The sequence below is a fragment of the Streptomyces sp. NPDC026206 genome (assembly GCF_040638465.1).
In the GTDB taxonomy this organism is placed as follows: domain Bacteria; phylum Actinomycetota; class Actinomycetes; order Streptomycetales; family Streptomycetaceae; genus Streptomyces.
The window spans coordinates 423,349-439,630 of sequence record NZ_JBEZYL010000001.1; the positions used below are offsets into that span (position 1 = coordinate 423,349).

Sequence of the window (16,282 nt, forward strand, 5' to 3'; positions counted from 1 at the left end):
TTGCCCTCATCTGCACCCTGGTGGGGCTCTTCTCCGCTCACACCTCCAGACGCACTCACGCATACGGGCGGTTTCTCGCCCCATGCGCACCGGGAGCACCACTTCGAGTCACTTCATAAGGTGTTATTTGGGCCTGAGTGAGACTTCGCACGACTTGGGACCCGAGGAGGCACTCCATGCGTGGACGCATGCGCGCCACAGCCGCCCTGGCCGCCTGTGCGGCCGGGGTCGCGCTGGCGGCCACCGGATGCGGCGGCGGAGGCGGCAGCAGCGGGGCAGGGTGGGTGCGGGCCTCGTGGGGGGACCCGCAGGGGCCGCTCGAACCGGCCAATACCAATGAGGTGCAGGGCGGCAAGGTTCTCTCGTTGATCTTCCGGGGGCTGAAGGAGTACGACCCCAAGACCGGCGAGGCCAAGAACGTGCTCGCCGAGAAGATCGACAGCACCGACCAGCAGACGTTCACCATCACGGTCAAGGACGGCTGGACGTTCAGCAACGGAGAGAAGATCACCGCGAAGTCCTTCGTCGACGCCTGGAACTATGCGTCGCTGGTCGAGAACAAGCAGAAGAACGCCTCCTTCTTCCAGGACATCGAGGGCTACGACAGGGTCCACCCGGCCAGCGGCTCCGGCAGCGCCAAGACCCTCTCCGGCCTCGTGGTGAAGGACGAGCGCACCTTCACCGTCAAGCTGCGCACCAAGTTCTCCACATGGCCGGACACCCTGGGCTACGCCGCCTACGCGCCGCTGCCCCGGGCGTTCTACGACGACCACGCGAACTGGCTGAAGAAGCCCGTCGGCAACGGCCCGTACATGATCGACTCGTACACCAAGGGCTCGTCGATGAGGCTCAGCCGGTGGCAGGGGTACCCCGGGGAGGACAAGGCGCAGAACAGCGGGGTGGAGCTGCGCGTCTATACGGACAACAACACCGCCTACACCGACCTGCAGGCCGGCAACATCGACCTCGTCGACGACATCCCCAGCGCACAGCTGAAGAACGTCAAGAACGACCTCGGCGACCGTTACATCAACCAGCCCGCCGGCATCATCCAGACCGTCGTCTTCCCCATGTACGACGCGAACTGGTCCACGGCCGGGATGGAGAAGGTCCGCCGGGGGCTGTCCATGGCCATCAACCGTGACCAGATCACCGAGCAGATCTACCAGAAGACCCGGACCCCGGCCACGGACTGGACCTCTCCGGTACTGGGCGACAAGGGCGGCTACAAGGCGGGCCTGTGCGGCGACGTCTGCACGTACGACCCCGGCCGGGCGAAGAAGCTGATCCAGGAGGCCGGCGGCCTGCCGGGCGGCAAGGTCACCATCACCTCGAACGTCGACACCGGCTCCCACCGGGTGTGGATGGACGCCGTCTGCAACAGCATCAACAACGCCCTGGGCAACGACCAGGCGTGCACGGTCAACCCCGTCGGCACCTTCGCGGACTTCCGCAACCAGGTCTCCGAACAGCGGATGACCGGCATGTTCCGCTCCGGCTGGCAGATGGACTACCCGCTCGCCCAGAACTTCCTGCAGCCGCTCTACTACACCAACGCCTCCTCCAACTACGGCAAGTTCAGCGACGCCCAGTTCGACAAGCTGGTCGACGAGGCCAACGCCGAGTCCGACACGGTCAAGGCTGTCGGCAAGTTCCAGGACGCGGAGAAGATCCTCGCCGAGCAGATGCCGGCCATTCCGCTCTGGTACCAGAACGGCAGCGCCGGCTACTCCCAGAGCATCGGCGACGTGGAGCTGAACTCCTTCAGCGTGCCCGTCTACGAGCGGATCACCGTCAAGTAAGCGGAGATCGCCGTCGAGTAAGCGGAGATCGCCGTCAAGCAAGCGGAGATCACCGTCAAGTAGCCCGTACGGACGGGCGGTCCGGCCCGCGCCCCGCACCGGACCCGTCCGCTCCAGAAACCCCCGGAGTGAGTCCTCATGGGACGGTATGTGATCCGGCGGCTGCTCCAGATGATCCCCGTGTTCATCGGCAGCACGTTCCTGATCTTCTTCATGGTCTACGCCCTGGGCGACCCCATCGCCGCGCTCTTCGGCGACAAGGCCCCCGACCCCGCGACCGCCGCGCGCATCCGCAAGGACCTCTACCTCGACGCGCCGCTCTGGAAGCAGTACCTCCACTACATGCGGCAGATCCTCACCGGGAACTTCGGCACCGCCTTCAACGGCCAGGACGTCACCGAGCTGATGGCCGACGCCTTCCCGGTGACCCTGCGCCTGACGATCGTCGCCGTCCTCTTCGAGATCGTCGTCGGCATCACCCTCGGCCTCCTCAGCGGGCTGCGGCGCGGCCGTTCCGTGGACACCTCCGTCCTGCTGGTCACCCTGATCGTGGTGTCCATCCCGACCTTCGTCAGCGGCTATGTGCTGCAGTACCTCTTCGGAGTGAAGTGGGGGACCGTCTCACCGTCCGTATCGCCCGCCGCGCCGTTCGACGAACTGCTGCTGCCGGGTGTCGTGCTCGCCCTGACCTCGCTGGCCTACGTGACCCGGCTGACCCGCACGTCCATCGCCGAGAACTCCCGCGCCGACTACCTCCGTACAGCCGTCGCCAAGGGCCTGCCGCGCCACCGCGTCATCACCCGGCACCTGCTGCGCAACTCCCTCATTCCCGTCGTCACCTTCATCGGCACGGACATCGGCGCCCTGATGGGCGGGGCCATCGTCACCGAGCGGATCTTCAACATCCACGGTGTCGGCTACCAGCTCTACCAGGGCATCCTGCGGCAGAACTCGCCGACCGTCGTCGGCTTCGTGACCATCCTCGTCATCGTCTTCCTGGGCGCGAACCTGCTCGTCGACCTCCTCTACGCCGTGCTCGACCCGAGGATCCGCTATGCCTGAGCTCGATCCTTCCGAGCCGAACGCAGCCATCACCCCCGCGGGCGGCGGCGCGATGTCCCTGGCCACCAGCGACGCCGAGACCCTCGAAGGCGGGCCGATCCCCGGTGGCACCGCCAGCGGCAAGGCCCGCAGCCTGTGGTCGGACGCCTGGCACGACCTGCGGCGCAACCCCGTCTTCGTCCTCTCCGCGCTGGTCATCGTCTTCCTGGTGGTCATCGCTCTCTGGCCCGGGCTCATCGCGAGCGGCAACCCGCTGAAGTGCGACCTGTCCAAGGCCCAGCAGGGCTCCCAGCCCGGCCACCCCTTCGGCTTCGACGGCCAGGGCTGCGACGTCTACACCCGTACGGTCCACGGGGCGCGGGCCTCCATCGCCGTCGGCGTCTGCGCCACGACCGGGGCCGCGCTGCTGGGCAGCGTGCTGGGCGGGCTCGCCGGGTTCTTCGGCGGCTGGTGGGACGCGCTGCTCTCGCGGCTCGCCGACATCTTCTTCGGCATCCCGATCATCCTGGGCGGGCTGGTCTTCCTGTCCGTCGTCACCAGCGGCTCCCTCTGGCCGGTGGTCGGCTTCATCGTGCTGCTGGGCTGGCCGCAGATCTCCCGCATCGCGCGCGGCTCCGTCGTCGGCGCCAAACAGCACGACTACGTCCAGGCCGCCCGCGCGCTGGGCGCCGGCAACCGCCGGCTGCTGCTGCGGCACATCGCCCCCAACGCGGTGGCGCCCGTCATCGTCGTCGCCACCATCGCCCTCGGCACGTACATCGCCCTGGAGGCGACGCTGTCGTTCGTCGGCGTCGGCCTCAAACCGCCCACCGTCTCCTGGGGGATCGACATCTCCAACGCCTCGAACCAGATCCGCAACGCCCCGCACATGCTGCTGTGGCCCGCGGGCGCGCTGAGCATCACGGTGCTCGCGTTCATCATGCTCGGCGACGCGGTGCGCGACGCCCTCGACCCCAAGCTGCGCTGAGGAGCCCGCTGCCGTGACCACGTTGCTCGACGTGCGCGACCTGCACGTGGAATTCCGCACCCGCGACGGGGTGGCCAAGGCCGTCAACGGCGTCAGCTATACCGTCGCCGCCGGGCAGACGCTGGCCGTGCTCGGCGAGTCCGGTTCCGGCAAGTCCGTGACCGCGCAGGCCGTCATGGGCATCCTCGACACACCGCCCGGTTTCGTCACCGGCGGCGAGGTCCTCTTCCGCGGCGAGGATCTGCTCACCATGGGCGAGGAGCACCGCCGGCGGGTGCGCGGCGCCAAGCTGGCCATGATCTTCCAGGACGCGCTGTCCTCGCTCAACCCCGTGATGACCGTGGGCGCGCAGCTCGGTGAGATGTACGAGGTCCATCAGGGCATGACGCGCAAGGACGCCCGCGCCCGGGCCGTCCAGCTGATGGACCGCGTCCGTATCCCGGCCGCCAAGGAGCGCGTCAGCGACTATCCGCACCAGTTCTCGGGCGGTATGCGCCAGCGCATCATGATCGCGATGGCGCTGGCCCTGGAGCCGGACCTGATCATCGCGGACGAGCCGACGACGGCCCTGGACGTTACCGTCCAGGCCCAGGTGATGGACCTGCTGGCCGAGCTGCAGCGCGAGTTCAACATGGGCCTGATCCTCATCACCCACGACCTGGGCGTGGTCGCGGACGTCGCCGACAAGATCGCGGTGATGTACGCCGGCCGGATCGTCGAGACCGCCCCCGTCCACGAGCTGTACGCGGCGCCCGCGCACCCGTACACCAAGGGCCTGCTGGACTCGATCCCGCGCCTGGACCAGAAGGGCCAGGCGCTCTACGCGATCAAGGGCCTGCCGCCCAACCTCACCGCCATCCCGCCCGGCTGCCCCTTCAACCCCCGCTGCCCCATGGCCCAGGACATCTGCCGCACCGACCGGCCCCCGCTCTTCCCCGTGGCCGCGGGACGTGCCAGCGCCTGCCACTTCTGGAAGGAGACCCTCGATGAGAGCTGACGGCGAGGCGATCCTGGAGGTACGGGACCTGGTCAAGCACTACCCGCTGACCCAGGGCGTGCTGTTCAGGAAGCAGGTCGGCGCTGTCCACGCCGTCGACGGGATCTCCTTCGACCTCCGCCGCGGCGAGACCCTCGGCATCGTGGGGGAGTCCGGCTGCGGCAAGTCCACGGTCGCCAGGATGCTGGTCAACCTCGAACGGCCGACCGCCGGGGAGATCCGCTACAAGGGCGAGGACATCACCACCCTGTCCGGCCGGGCCCTGAAGGCTGTACGCCGCAACATCCAGATGGTCTTCCAGGACCCGTACACCTCGCTCAACCCGCGCATGACCGTTGGCGACATCATCGGCGAGCCCTACGAGATCCACCCCGAGGCCGCACCCAAAGGCAGCCGCCGCCAGAAGGTGCGGGAGCTGCTGGACGTCGTCGGCCTCAACCCCGAGTACATCAACCGCTACCCGCACCAGTTCTCCGGCGGCCAGCGGCAGCGCATCGGCATCGCCCGCGGGCTGGCGCTGCGCCCGGAGGTGATCGTCGCCGACGAGCCGGTCTCCGCGCTGGACGTGTCGGTGCAGGCGCAGGTGGTGAACCTGCTGGAGCGGCTCCAGAACGAGTTCGAGCTGTCGTACATCTTCATCGCGCACGACCTGTCCGTGGTGCGGCACATCTCGGACCGGGTCGCCGTGATGTACCTCGGTAAGCTGGCCGAGGCCGGCACCGGCACCCAGATCTACGAGCACCCCACGCACCCCTACACCCAGGCCCTGCTCTCCGCCGTCCCGGTGCCCGATCCCGCGGCGCGGGACCGGCGCGAACGGATCCTGCTGACCGGCGACGTGCCCTCGCCGGCACACCCGCCGAGCGGGTGCCGCTTCCGGACGCGGTGCTGGAAGGCGCAGGAGAAGTGCGCGCGGGTAGTGCCGCCGCTGGAGGTACCGGAGTGGTTCCGCGACGGCGGGGGGCCGGCGGCGCACGTCTCGGCCTGCCACTTCGCGGAGGAACGGCGGGTGGTACCGACGGAACCCGGCGATTCCGGGGAGGCGGAGGGCTAGCGTTGCGTTCCGGTGTCCTCAATCGCCGGACGGGCTGGATTTCCAGCCTGTTACGGGAAGGGGCGGGGCTGGGGAAAGTGACACGCGGACAAGTGCCCCTCGGCGCTGCCCTCCGCACGCGTCAACGCCGGCTCCTCCGTCGCGCAGCGGTCGCGGGCCTTCCAGCAGCGGGTGCGGAAGCGGCAGCCGCTCGGCGGGTGGATCGGGGACGGTACGTCGCCGGCGAGGCGGATGCTCCCCCGGCTACCGCCGGGAGGTGCCCCCACGCGGCCCGTGCCGTCGTGACCGTCGTGACCGTCGAGGTCCGACGTCTCCGGCACCGCGGACAGCAGCGCGTGCGTGTACGGGTGGCGCGGGCGCTCGTAGATGTCGTCGCGCTCGCCCACCTCCACGATCTTGCCGAGGTACATCACGGCGACGCGCTGCGAGAAGTGCCGGACGACCGCGAGGTCGTGCGCGATGAAGAGGAACGCGATGCCCAGCTCGCGCCGCAGCCGCTGCAGCAGATTGACCACCTGCGCCTGGATGGAGACGTCGAGCGCGGAGACCGGTTCGTCGGCGATGATGACCTTGGGGTCGAGCGCGAGCGCCCGGGCGATGCCGATGCGCTGCCGCTGGCCGCCGGAGAATTCGTGCGGAAAGCGGTTGTAGTGCTCCGGGTTGAGGCCGACGGTCTCCAGCAGCTCGCGTACGCGCGTCTCACGCCCGGCCGCCGGAAGGATGCCGTTGATCTCCATCGGGCCGGAGATGATCTTCCCGACCGTCTGCCGGGGATTGAGTGACGAGTACGGGTCCTGGAAGATCATCTGGATCTCGGAGCGGATCGGGGCGAGCTGCCTGCGGCCGGCGTGGGTGATGTCCTCGCCCTGGTAGAGGATCCGCCCGGCCGTCGGCTCCAGGAGCCGGGTCAGCAGCCGTCCGGTGGTGGACTTGCCGCAGCCCGACTCGCCGACCAGGCCGAAGCTCTCGCCGGCCCGTACGGTCAGGTCCACGCCGTCCACGGCCTGCACGGCGCCGACCTTCCGCTTGACCGGAAAGCCGCCCATGATCGGGAAGTGCTTGGTCAGCCCCTCGGCGACCAGGATGTCGGTCATGGCTCTCGCTTCCGCTCGTCAGCCCAGCCGGGGCTTGATCTGCTCGGTGAAGACGGTCCGTTTGCGTTCCGCGCTCAGGTGACAGGCGGCGCCGCGCCCCTCCGGCAGCTCCGGGCGCTCGGTCCGGCAGCGGTCCCCGCCCACTTCGGCGACGAAGGCGCAGCGGGGGTGGAAGGGGCAGCCGGGCGGCGGTGCCAGCAGGCTGGGCGGCGTGCCCGGGATGGGGATGAGCGGCTCCCCGACGTCCGAGGTGAGGCGGGGCATGGAGCCCAGCAGGCCCCAGGTGTAGGGGTGCTGCGGCTCGCGCAGCACCTCGCGGACCGTGCCGCGCTCGACGGCCCGGCCGGCGTACATCACCAGCAGCTCGTCCACGGTGTTGGCGACGACGCCGAGGTCGTGCGTGATGAGGATGATCGCCGAACCGGTCTGCTGCTGCAGGTCCTTGAGCAGGTCGAGGATCTGGGCCTGGACGGTGACGTCCAGCGCGGTCGTCGGCTCGTCGGCGATCAGCAGCTCGGGGTCGCAGACCAGCGCCATGGCGATCATCGCGCGCTGGCGCATGCCGCCGGAGAACTGGTGCGGGTAGTCGTCCACCCGCAGTGCCGCGTTGGGGATGCCGACCTTCTCCAGCATCTCGACCGCCCGCAGCCGGGCGTCCCGCTTCGAGGCGCCGGTGTGCTTGCGGAACGGCTCGGCGATCTGCCGGCCGACGGTGTAGTACGGGGAGAGCGCGGTGAGAGAGTCCTGGAAGATCATCGCCATCTTGTCGCCGCGCAGCTTCTCCAGCACCGCCTCCGGGGCCCCGGTCAGCTCCTGTCCGTCGAGCAGGATCTCGCCCCGGATCCCGGCCTGGCGCGGATCGTGCAGGCCGAGCACGGCCAGGCTGGTGACGGACTTGCCCGACCCGGACTCGCCGACGATGCCGAGCGTGCGGCCGCGCTCCAGGCCGAAGGAGAGGCCGTCGACGGCCCGTACGGTCCCGTCCTCGGTGGCGAAGCGTACGTACAGGTCCTGGACGGAGAGGAAATCCCGGGAACGATCCGGGGAATGAGCCGGGGAATGATCCGGGGAACGATGGGTCACGGTCGCGGTCTCCTGACGGCTAGGCGAGCCGCACGCGCGGGTCGATGAAGGCGTAGGCGGCGTCGACGACGATGTTGGCGACGACGATCGCCGTGCAGCCGACGAGCATCACGGCCATCAGCGTGGGCAGGTCCGTCTCGCTCACCGAGGAGACCGCGAGCCTGCCGAGCCCGTGCAGGCTGAAGGTGAACTCGGTGATGATCGCCCCGCCGAAGAGCGAGCCGAGGTCGATGCCGAAGATGGTCACGATCGGGGCCAGCGCGCCCCGCCAGGCGTAGCGGAAGAAGACCGTACGCCTGGAGAGGCCCTTGGCGCGGGCGGTGCGCACATGGTCCTCGGTGAGCTGCTCGATCATCTGCGAGCGGGTCATCCTGCTGTAGTTGGCGATGAAGATGATGGAGAGCACCAGCCAGGGGATGAGCATGCCCGTGAACCACTTCGCGGGGTTCTCGGTGATCGGGTGGTAGGCGGGGTTGTCCATCCAGTGCAGGCCGCTGACGAGGACGGCCAGCGCGACGACGCCGACGAAGTAGATCTGCAGGGCGCTGCCGATGAGCGACAGGGAGCTGAAGAACTTGTCGATCCACGTGCCCCGGAAGGCGGCGGCCGTCATGCCGATGCCCACGCCGACGACCAGGAAGACGACGGCCCCGCCGAGGGTGATGGACAAGGTGGTCGGGAAGCGGTCGACGATGGTGCCCCAGACCGGCTGCTGATTGGAGAAGGAGTAGCCGAAGCAGGGCGCCGGGCAGTGGCCGACGGTGAAGTCGCGGCCGGTGAAGATGCCGGTCATGTAGTGCCAGTACTGGACGGGGACCGGCTGGTCCAGGCCCAGGTTCTTGTTGATGACCGCGATGGCGTCCGGCGTGCAGTTCTTGCCGCAGGACATCAGGGCGGGCTCGGAAGGCAGCGCGAAGAAGAGGAAGAACGTGATCGCGCTGATCAGCAGGATGATGACGATCGCGCCGAGGGAGCGGCGGGCGAGGAATCTCAGCATGGTTCTTCCGGGGGTGACGGATGAGCCGGCCGGGCCCGGGCAGGTCCGGCCGGGACGGCTACTTCACGAACACACCGGTCGGGTCGGCGGTCCCGTAGACCGGGTGGTACTTGACCCCGCCGAGGTTCGAACCCCACAGCGAGAACTGCCGGTTGTAGAAGACCGGCACGCCCGGCACGTCCTCGGTGAGAATGCGGTCGGCGAGCTTCTGCCACTCGGGCGCCGCCTTCTTCACATCGGGGATGGCGTTGATGCGGTCGACGTCCTCGTTGACCTTGGGGTTGTTGAGGTGGCCGTAGTTCTGGGCGCCGTCGGCGATCTGCCGGCCGTCGAAGAGCGGCGGTACGACCGTGGAGGAGACGGGCCAGTCCGCGCCCCAGGAGGAGCGGTAGATGTCGAACTTGTTCTTCACCTCGGCGATCGCGGTCCGCCAGGTGTTGGAGTCGACCTCTTTCTTCTGCACCTTGAACCCCGCCCGCTCCAGGGCCTGGGTGACCACGACCGCCACCTTCTGCTGGACGTCGGTGTTGGCGTAGGCGTAGACGATCTCCTGGCCGGTCTTGCCGGCCTCCTGCAGCAGCTGCTTGGCCTTGTCCGCGTCACCGGCGGGCTTGGCCTTCTTGCCGAACGGGTCGGTGGGCTGGAAGCCGTCCATCGCGGGGGAGAGGTAGTTCGTGGCCAGCAGGGCCGCCGTCGCCCCGCCCATCTGCTGGACGATCTGCCCGTTGGGCATGGCGTAGGCGAGGGCCTTGCGGACCTTGACGTCCCGCAGCCGGTCGGTGTTGAAGCTGATGTAGTCGACGTACGGCTGGATCTCCACGAAGCGGCGCGCCTTGGTGTCGGCCTGGCCCAGGACCTTCTCGGTCATCTCCGGGGCGGCGGCGTTGGAGAACGACAGGGCGTTCTTGTCGTCGCCCTGGTCGGCGAGGAAGCGCCGGGTCGAGTCGGCGAACTGGTGGCCGAAGCTGATCTCGAATCTGTCGGCGTACTGGTGGCGGACGGGATCCGTCTTCGCGTTCCAGTGCTCGTTGCGCACGAGCGTCAGCGACTTGCCGACCTTGTAGTCGCCGACCTTGTACGGACCGGAGGCGAAGGGCGCGTTGTCGTACTTCTGTTTGGTGTCCTTCTCGGCCTTGACCGGGCCGACGTTCGGCATGGCCGTCGCGAAGGGGGTGTCCGCGTGCGGCTTGAGGAAGTGGAAGATCACCGTCTTGTCGTCCGGGGTGTCCAGCACCGACGACGGCAGGTGCTTGCCGTCGTACGGTCCCTCCGGCAGCGCCTTGCGGAAGTCGTTGCCGTCCCCCGAGAGCCACTGGGGGATGTAGAGCGGGCCGTCGGTCTCGAAGGGGGCGTAGAGCCGCTCGATGCCCCACCGGATGTCCTTGGCGGTGATCGGCGAGCCGTCCTCGAACTTCAGTCCGTCCTTGAGGGTGAACTTCCAGGTCTTCCCGCCGTCGGAGGAGGTGCCGGCGTCGGTGGCGAGGTCGCCGACGACCTTGACCTTGCTCTTGTCGTCCACCTTGTAGGAGGTGAGGGTGCGGTTGTAGAGCATCTGGTTGGTCAGGACGTCGGAGTAGTAGATCTGGCCCGGGTCGAGGTGGTTGAAGGCGTCGCGCTGCAGGACGCCGACGGTGCCGCCCTTCTTCGCGCCCGGGACCTCGGGGGCGGGGCCGGCGGAGTCGGCCTTGGTGCCGATGGAGTAGTTCGCGGACCCGGTCTTGTCCTCGCCCGGCCCCTGGCTCTCCTTGTCCCCGCCTCCGCCGCCACCCCCTCCGCTGCTGCACGCGGAGAGCATCAGAGCGCCTGCTGCCAGGGCCACGGCGGAGAGCCGGGCTCTGCGCCCGGGGAACATCGTCGGAGTCATGGATGCACCTGCCTGTCGGTTGCCTGTCGGCTGCCGGTCATGGACGACGTGCGAGGGAGCTGTCAGCGCCCGGTCCGGGGGTCGAACGCGTCCCGGACCGAGTCCCCGAGGAGGTTGAAGGCGACCACGAAAGCGATCATCGCCAGCCCGGGGAAGAAGATGTAGGTGATGTCGCTCTCGTAGTAGTGGGCACCGTTGGCGAACATCCGGCCCCAGTCGGGCGTGGGTTCCAGGATGCCGACGCCGATGAAGGACAGCCCCGCCTCGATGGTCACGATCGACGGGAGCATCAGCGTGGACTGCACGAGGATCGGCGTCCACAGGTTGGGCAGCAGCTCCCTGGTGATGATCCGCCACGGCGAGGCGCCGGTCACCTTCGCCGCCTCGATGAACTCCCTTTCCCGCAGGCTGAGCACCTGCCCGCGCAGCAGCCGCGCCAGACCCATCCAGCCCAGCACCCACAGCACCAGGATCAGGGTCAGCACCCGCAGGTACGTCGGTGTCTCCTTCTCGGGGCTCACGAAGAGCGAGTAGACGACCGGGGTGAAGGCGATGAACGACAGCTGGCTGGGGAAGGCCAGCAGAAGGTCGATGAAGCGGCCCAGGAAGTAGTCGGTCCTGCCGCCCGCATAGCCGGCCGTCACCCCGATCACGACACCGGTCAGTACGCACAGCACGGTGGCGGCGGCAGCGATCAGCAGCGAGGTGCGGATGCCGTAGACGAGCTGGGTGAGGACGTCACGGCCCAGGGTCGGCTCGACGCCGAACCAGAAGTCGCCGGAGATACCTCCGTTGGGCTTGACCGGGTAGCCGAATTCGTTCAGCAGGCCCGGCTCGTCGAGCCCGTAGGTGGTGGTCGGATCCTTGCCGTAGACCTTCGAGAGCAGGGGTGCGGCAAGGGCGACGACGAAGAAGAAGACCACCACGAAGGCGGAGACCACCCCCGGCCGGTCGCGCTTGAACCGCCGCCACATCAGCTGTCCGGGCGAGCGGCCCACGAGCTCGGCGGGCAGCCCGGCCGGCGCGGCCCCGGAGGGGACCGGGGCAGGTACCTGGGAAGGTGTCTGGGAAGGACTCGTCATCGCGCAGATCCCCCGCACTGTGGTCTCGTCGGCCCGTCGCGTCCATCGCGGACGCGGGTGGGGCTCAGCGGACTTTCGCAACGGACGTACAGCACCGTCAAGGGGGCTGTCGTGGACGATGCGCTCTTCCCCGGCATCTTGAGCGAAGGTTGTGCAGATCGAGGTGGCGGCGTGCTTGACAGTCCGTCAAGCACGCCGCGTCCCCGACCACTCCAACGGGGGCGCTCAGGCGGTCACTTCATGCCCAAGGACCTCTTGAGGAAGTCGACTTGCAGCAGCAGAAGGTTCTCCGCGACCTCCTCCTGCGGGGTCATGTGGGTGACCCCCGACAGCGGCAGCACCTCGTGCGGACGGCCCGCCGCCAGCAGCGCCGAGGAGAGCCGCAGGGTGTGGGCGGCGACCACGTTGTCGTCCGCGAGCCCGTGGACGATCATCAGCGGACGGGTTTGTTCCGCGGGCGACGACAGACCGTCGTCGGTGACGAGGGAGTTGTGGGCGTACACCTGCGGACGCTCCTGCGGCATGCCCAGATAGCGCTCGGTGTAGTGGGTGTCGTACAGCCGCCAGTCGGTGACCGGGGCGCCCGCGATGCCCGCGTGGAAGACGTCGGGCCGGCGCAGCACGGCCAGTGCCGCCAGATAGCCGCCGTACGACCAGCCGCGGATGCCGACCCGGCCCAGGTCCAGCGGGTGGTCCGCGGCCAGCGCCCGCAGCGCCTCGACCTGGTCGTCGAGGGTGACGCCCGCGAAGTCCTCGTGGACGGCCTTCTCCCACTCGGGAGAGGTGTGCGGGGTGCCCCGGCCGTCGGCGACGACCACGGCGAAGCCCTGGTCGGCGAACCACTGCGACGTCAGATGGGCGTTGTGCGCCGCGGCCACGCGCTGCCCGTGCGGGCCGCCGTAGGGGTCCATGAGCACCGGCAGCGGCCCGTCGCCCTCGCGGTAGCCGGACGGCAGCAGCACCGCGCACGGGATGCCACGCGCGCCGGCCCGGGTCAACCGGGCGCGGGCGGCCAGCACCGGCGTCTCGGCGTACGAGGGCACGGTGGCGATCTGCTTGCCGTCGCGCAGCACCCGCACCTCCGCGCCGGGGCGGTCCAGGGACGCCGACGCCGTCACCGTCACCGCGCCCGAACGCACCGCCGAATGGCGTCCGGGCGTCTGCGAGAGCCGCTCCACGCCCAGCTCGTCGACGCGGTACACATGGGCCTCACCGGTCTCCGGGTCCGCAGCCTCGGGCCCCGCCGCGGCGGCGATCAGTACATCGCCCTCGGCGATGTCCAGCACCGACAGCACGTGCAGCTGCGGGCCCGTCAGCGCCCGGTCACCGACGACCAGCACCCGGGCCCCGCCCTCGTCCGCGATGCGCACGAGCCTGCCGTCGGGGGTCCAGGCGGGCACACCGTCGAAAAGTTCAAGCCACTTGGGGTCCTCGTCCGCGTGCAGCACGCGGGTGGCCCCGGTCGTGGTGTCGACGCCCAGGTATGCCTGCGACCGCTGGTCGCGGGACTGCACCAGCAGCAGCGGCGGCCCGTCCGCCGACCAGTGCACGCGCGCGAGATAGGGGTAGCGCTCGTGGTCCCACTCGATGTCGGTCCGCGAACCGTCCAGGCGCAGCAGGGACAGGGACACCACGGCGTTGGGCGTGCCGGCCGCCGGGTAGGCGACCTCGGCCGGCTCGCTGCCGGGGTTGGCGGGGTCGGCGATCCACCAGCGGTGCACGGGTGCGTCGTCCGCGCGGGCGGCCAGCAGCGCGTCGCTCCCGGGCGACCACCAGAAGCCGCGCAGCCGGTGCATCTCCTCGGCGGCGATGAACTCCGCCAGGCCCCAGGTGGTGGTGGCGCTCTCCGGCCCGGCCAGCGCCCGGTCGCCGCCGCCGTCGGCTCCCACGACGCGCACGGCGCCACCCGCGACGTACGCCACGTGGCGCCCGTCGGGCGAGGGCCGGGGGTCGGCCACCGGGCCCGGCACGGGAAGTTCGCGGGCCGTGCCGCCACGCAGCTCGGCCACCCACAGGCGCCCGGAGAGCGCGAAGGCGGCCAACTCCACGGCCCCGTCCACCGCGTAGCCGACGACGCCCGCCGACCCCTCCCGGCTGCGCTCACGGCGCGCCCGTTCCTCGGCGGACAGCTCCTCGCCGGCACCGCCCAGCAGGGTCACCGGGTCCGCGGCCGGGTACTCCCGGCCCGTGTCGAGGTCGAGCACCCACAACACGTTCGCCCGGTCGGTGCCGGAGCGCGAGCGCAGGAAGGTGACGCGTGAGCCGTCGGGCGACACGCCGAAGGAACGCGGGGCACCAAAGGAGAAACGCTGGGTGCGGGCGTGCTGCCGAGGGAACGAGAGCTGTCCGGTCATGCCGGGAGCCTACGGGCCTTACCACCGGGTTCACCCAAGACGGCGAGAACTCACCGTGCGCCCCGTGTTTGCCCCCGTGCACCGAGTCATGCGCACGCACGGAAAGTTATGATCGCTCGCGCATAGTGGGTATGACTCCCTGGCGTCGTATGCCCACACCGGGCATTCGTATGCCGTCCTTCCGACCGCACGTTCCTGGAGGTGAGCCGCTGTGGCACTTTCGATTTCGGCGGTGGTGCTGCTGGCGATCATCGTCTTCCTGCTGGTCCGGAAGTCCGGGTTGAAGGCCGGTCACGCCGCTGTGTGCGTGCTGCTGGGCTTCTACCTTGCGAGCTCGTCCATCGCCCCGACCCTCAACCAGCTGACCACCAGCGTCACGGGCATGATCAGCAACATCAAGTTCTGACGGACCACGTCGTCGCGGCGAAGGGGCGCGGCCGCCCGGGCGGCACCCGGTGGGCCGGTACGACTCGTAGGCTGTTCTCATGACCGACCGTTCCCTCCTGCCCGGCCGCCGGCTGCTCCTGGTGCACGCGCACCCGGACGACGAATCGATCAACAACGGCGCGACCATGGCCAAGTACGCCGCCGAGGGTGCCCACGTCACGCTCGTGACCTGCACCCTGGGCGAGGAGGGCGAGGTGATCCCGCCCGGCCTGGCGCATCTGGCCGCGGACCGGGACAACACCCTCGGCGCCCACCGCCTCGGCGAACTGGCGGCCGCCATGGAGGAGCTGGGCGTCACCGACCACCGCTTCCTCGGCGGCCCCGGGCGCTACCGGGACTCCGGCATGATGGGCGCCCCGCAGAACGACCGCCCCGAGTGCTTCTGGCAGGCCGACGTCGACGAGGCCGCCGCGTCCCTCGTTGAGGTGATCCGTGAAGTGCGGCCACAGGTCCTGGTCACCTACGACCCGGAGGGCGGCTACGGCCACCCCGACCACATCCAGGCCCACCGCGTCGCCATGCGTGCCGTGGAGCTGGCCGCCGAGCCGGCGTTCCGCCGCGACCTCGGCGACGCGCACGACGTCGCGAAGGTCTACTGGAACTGCGTCCCGCGTTCGGTGCTCGAAGAGAGCTTCGCGCGGCTGCGCGAGGCCGGCCGGGAAGGTGCGGCCTTCCCGGGCATCGCCTCGCCCGACGACGTGCCCGGCGTGGTGCCCGACGAAGAGGTCACCGCGGCGCTCGACACCGCCGCCTACGCGCCGGTGAAGGCAGCGGCGATGCGGGCCCATGCCACGCAGATCGCCGTGGACGGCCCGTTCTTCGCACTCTCCAACGATCTGGGGCAACCCCTGTTCCCCACCGAGTACTACAAGCTCGTCCGCGGCCGCGCCGGTGCCGGCCGCGAGGACGACCTCTTCGCGGGGGTGGACGCGTGAACGGCGGTCCGAGCGGCATGAGCGACGGCCTGCTGAAGCTGCCCGGCGCCGGGCGCCTGTGCGGGTACGCCGGCCTGGCCGTGCTCGGCTTCCTGACCGGCGTCGCCGGATCGCTCGTGCAAGGCGGCTGGTTCCCCGGCGGGTTGCTGCTGGCCCTGCTGGGCCTCGCCGGGCTCTGCTACGGCGCCGTCGTGGCGACGCGCCGCAGAGCCGGTGGCGCGGCCACCGGTGTGGGGTGGCTGATCGCGGCGCTGTTCCTGGCCGCGAACCGGCCGGAAGGCGACTTTCTCTTTCAGGCCGGAATCGGGTCATATGCCTTCCTGCTGGGCGGGATGGCCGTGGCTGTGATGTGCGCCACGGTTCCGAAACTGCCGCAACCGGACGGGCCGGAGGCCCGACTTGGCAAGTGACGTGGCGATTTTTACCTGACTGCTCTCCACCGGCCAGGGGAGTCGACCAGCGGTCGTCGAGTACGGGCCCGTGGTGCCCAGTATGGTGGTGCGCGCCGCCGAGCCTCCCCTGGCCTCCGGCGATGGGCGACCCG

Annotated in this window: 14 protein-coding genes; 8 read left to right on the forward strand and 6 right to left on the reverse strand. The window is 69.6% G+C overall.

The genetic code is table 11. From position 1 onward, the window contains the following. The first annotated feature begins 176 nt into the window (after window positions 1-176). The 5 genes from AB0F13_RS01995 to AB0F13_RS02015 all read left to right on the forward strand — a co-directional run bounded on the left by AB0F13_RS01995 (window position 177) and on the right by AB0F13_RS02015 (window position 5,882). Window positions 177-1,802 carry an ABC transporter substrate-binding protein gene (locus AB0F13_RS01995; RefSeq protein ID WP_362073568.1) on the forward strand — a complete coding sequence of 542 codons (1,626 nt, stop codon included), beginning with the start codon at window positions 177-179 and terminating at the stop codon, window positions 1,800-1,802. 138 nt (window positions 1,803-1,940) lie between these two features. Further along, window positions 1,941-2,864, forward strand: coding sequence for an ABC transporter permease (locus AB0F13_RS02000; RefSeq protein WP_362073571.1), 924 nt, complete (start codon window positions 1,941-1,943; stop codon window positions 2,862-2,864). Continuing rightward, the gene (locus AB0F13_RS02005) at window positions 2,857-3,831 is read left to right on the forward strand and encodes an ABC transporter permease (protein ID WP_362073574.1); all 975 of its coding nucleotides are present in this window, start codon (window positions 2,857-2,859) and stop codon (window positions 3,829-3,831) included. Before AB0F13_RS02000 ends, AB0F13_RS02005 begins: the two co-directional genes overlap by 8 nt. 13 nt (window positions 3,832-3,844) lie before the next feature. Continuing rightward, complete coding sequence (locus AB0F13_RS02010) at window positions 3,845-4,828, forward strand: ABC transporter ATP-binding protein (protein WP_362073576.1); 984 nt, start codon at window positions 3,845-3,847, stop codon at window positions 4,826-4,828. Next, complete coding sequence (locus AB0F13_RS02015; RefSeq protein WP_362073578.1) at window positions 4,818-5,882, forward strand: dipeptide ABC transporter ATP-binding protein; 1,065 nt, start codon at window positions 4,818-4,820, stop codon at window positions 5,880-5,882. The genes AB0F13_RS02010 and AB0F13_RS02015 overlap by 11 nt, the downstream gene beginning before the upstream one ends. Window positions 5,883-5,932: 50 nt before the next feature. Here AB0F13_RS02015 and AB0F13_RS02020 read toward each other — a convergent pair whose 3' ends face one another. From AB0F13_RS02020 to AB0F13_RS02045, 6 genes are all read right to left on the reverse strand, one after another. Continuing rightward, window positions 5,933-6,976, reverse strand: a complete 1,044-nt coding sequence (locus tag AB0F13_RS02020; RefSeq protein ID WP_362073581.1) for an oligopeptide/dipeptide ABC transporter ATP-binding protein — start codon at window positions 6,974-6,976, stop codon at window positions 5,933-5,935. An 18-nt stretch (window positions 6,977-6,994) separates the two neighbouring features. Next, entirely contained in the window at window positions 6,995-8,059 is a 1,065-nt protein-coding gene (locus AB0F13_RS02025) for an ABC transporter ATP-binding protein (protein ID WP_362073584.1), read from the reverse strand. A 19-nt stretch (window positions 8,060-8,078) separates the two neighbouring features. Next, the gene (locus AB0F13_RS02030) at window positions 8,079-9,056 is read right to left on the reverse strand and encodes an ABC transporter permease (protein WP_362073587.1); all 978 of its coding nucleotides are present in this window, start codon (window positions 9,054-9,056) and stop codon (window positions 8,079-8,081) included. A gap of 58 nt (window positions 9,057-9,114) precedes the next feature. Continuing rightward, a complete protein-coding gene (locus AB0F13_RS02035; RefSeq protein ID WP_362073589.1) occupies window positions 9,115-10,920 on the reverse strand; it encodes an ABC transporter substrate-binding protein in 1,806 nt (601 codons plus the stop codon). Between the two features lie 62 nt (window positions 10,921-10,982). After that, window positions 10,983-12,002, reverse strand: a complete 1,020-nt coding sequence (locus AB0F13_RS02040; RefSeq protein WP_362073592.1) for an ABC transporter permease — start codon at window positions 12,000-12,002, stop codon at window positions 10,983-10,985. Window positions 12,003-12,235: 233 nt separating this feature from the next. After that, window positions 12,236-14,356: a prolyl oligopeptidase family serine peptidase gene (locus AB0F13_RS02045; protein WP_362073595.1), complete on the reverse strand. Its 2,121-nt coding sequence runs from the start codon at window positions 14,354-14,356 to the stop codon at window positions 12,236-12,238. Window positions 14,357-14,567: 211 nt separating this feature from the next. Between AB0F13_RS02045 and AB0F13_RS02050 the strand changes: the two genes are divergently transcribed. The 3 genes from AB0F13_RS02050 to AB0F13_RS02060 all read left to right on the forward strand — a co-directional run bounded on the left by AB0F13_RS02050 (window position 14,568) and on the right by AB0F13_RS02060 (window position 16,148). After that, window positions 14,568-14,762: a hypothetical protein gene (locus AB0F13_RS02050; protein ID WP_362073598.1), complete on the forward strand. Its 195-nt coding sequence runs from the start codon at window positions 14,568-14,570 to the stop codon at window positions 14,760-14,762. Window positions 14,763-14,841: 79 nt separating this feature from the next. After that, window positions 14,842-15,738, forward strand: a complete 897-nt coding sequence (gene mshB, locus AB0F13_RS02055; RefSeq protein ID WP_362073601.1) for an N-acetyl-1-D-myo-inositol-2-amino-2-deoxy-alpha-D-glucopyranoside deacetylase — start codon at window positions 14,842-14,844, stop codon at window positions 15,736-15,738. Window positions 15,739-15,755: 17 nt separating this feature from the next. Next, the gene (locus AB0F13_RS02060; protein WP_362074458.1) at window positions 15,756-16,148 is read left to right on the forward strand and encodes a DUF6113 family protein; all 393 of its coding nucleotides are present in this window, start codon (window positions 15,756-15,758) and stop codon (window positions 16,146-16,148) included. Window positions 16,149-16,282: the final 134 nt, after the last annotated feature.

What these genes read in the sequence shown, in the direction of transcription:
- AB0F13_RS01995 (WP_362073568.1), top strand. Translation starts at nt 177, where the DNA reads ATGCGTGGACGCATGCGCGCCACAGCCGCCCTGGCCGCCTGTGCGGCC.
- AB0F13_RS02000 (WP_362073571.1), top strand. Translation starts at nt 1,941, where the DNA reads ATGGGACGGTATGTGATCCGGCGGCTGCTCCAGATGATCCCCGTGTTC.
- AB0F13_RS02005 (WP_362073574.1), top strand. Translation starts at nt 2,857, where the DNA reads ATGCCTGAGCTCGATCCTTCCGAGCCGAACGCAGCCATCACCCCCGCG.
- AB0F13_RS02015 (WP_362073578.1), top strand. Translation starts at nt 4,818, where the DNA reads ATGAGAGCTGACGGCGAGGCGATCCTGGAGGTACGGGACCTGGTCAAG.
- AB0F13_RS02020 (WP_362073581.1), bottom strand. Translation starts at nt 6,976, where the DNA reads ATGACCGACATCCTGGTCGCCGAGGGGCTGACCAAGCACTTCCCGATC.
- AB0F13_RS02030 (WP_362073587.1), bottom strand. Translation starts at nt 9,056, where the DNA reads ATGCTGAGATTCCTCGCCCGCCGCTCCCTCGGCGCGATCGTCATCATC.
- AB0F13_RS02035 (WP_362073589.1), bottom strand. Translation starts at nt 10,920, where the DNA reads ATGACTCCGACGATGTTCCCCGGGCGCAGAGCCCGGCTCTCCGCCGTG.
- AB0F13_RS02040 (WP_362073592.1), bottom strand. Translation starts at nt 12,002, where the DNA reads ATGACGAGTCCTTCCCAGACACCTTCCCAGGTACCTGCCCCGGTCCCC.
- AB0F13_RS02045 (WP_362073595.1), bottom strand. Translation starts at nt 14,356, where the DNA reads ATGACCGGACAGCTCTCGTTCCCTCGGCAGCACGCCCGCACCCAGCGT.
- mshB (WP_362073601.1), top strand. Translation starts at nt 14,842, where the DNA reads ATGACCGACCGTTCCCTCCTGCCCGGCCGCCGGCTGCTCCTGGTGCAC.
- AB0F13_RS02060 (WP_362074458.1), top strand. Translation starts at nt 15,756, where the DNA reads ATGAGCGACGGCCTGCTGAAGCTGCCCGGCGCCGGGCGCCTGTGCGGG.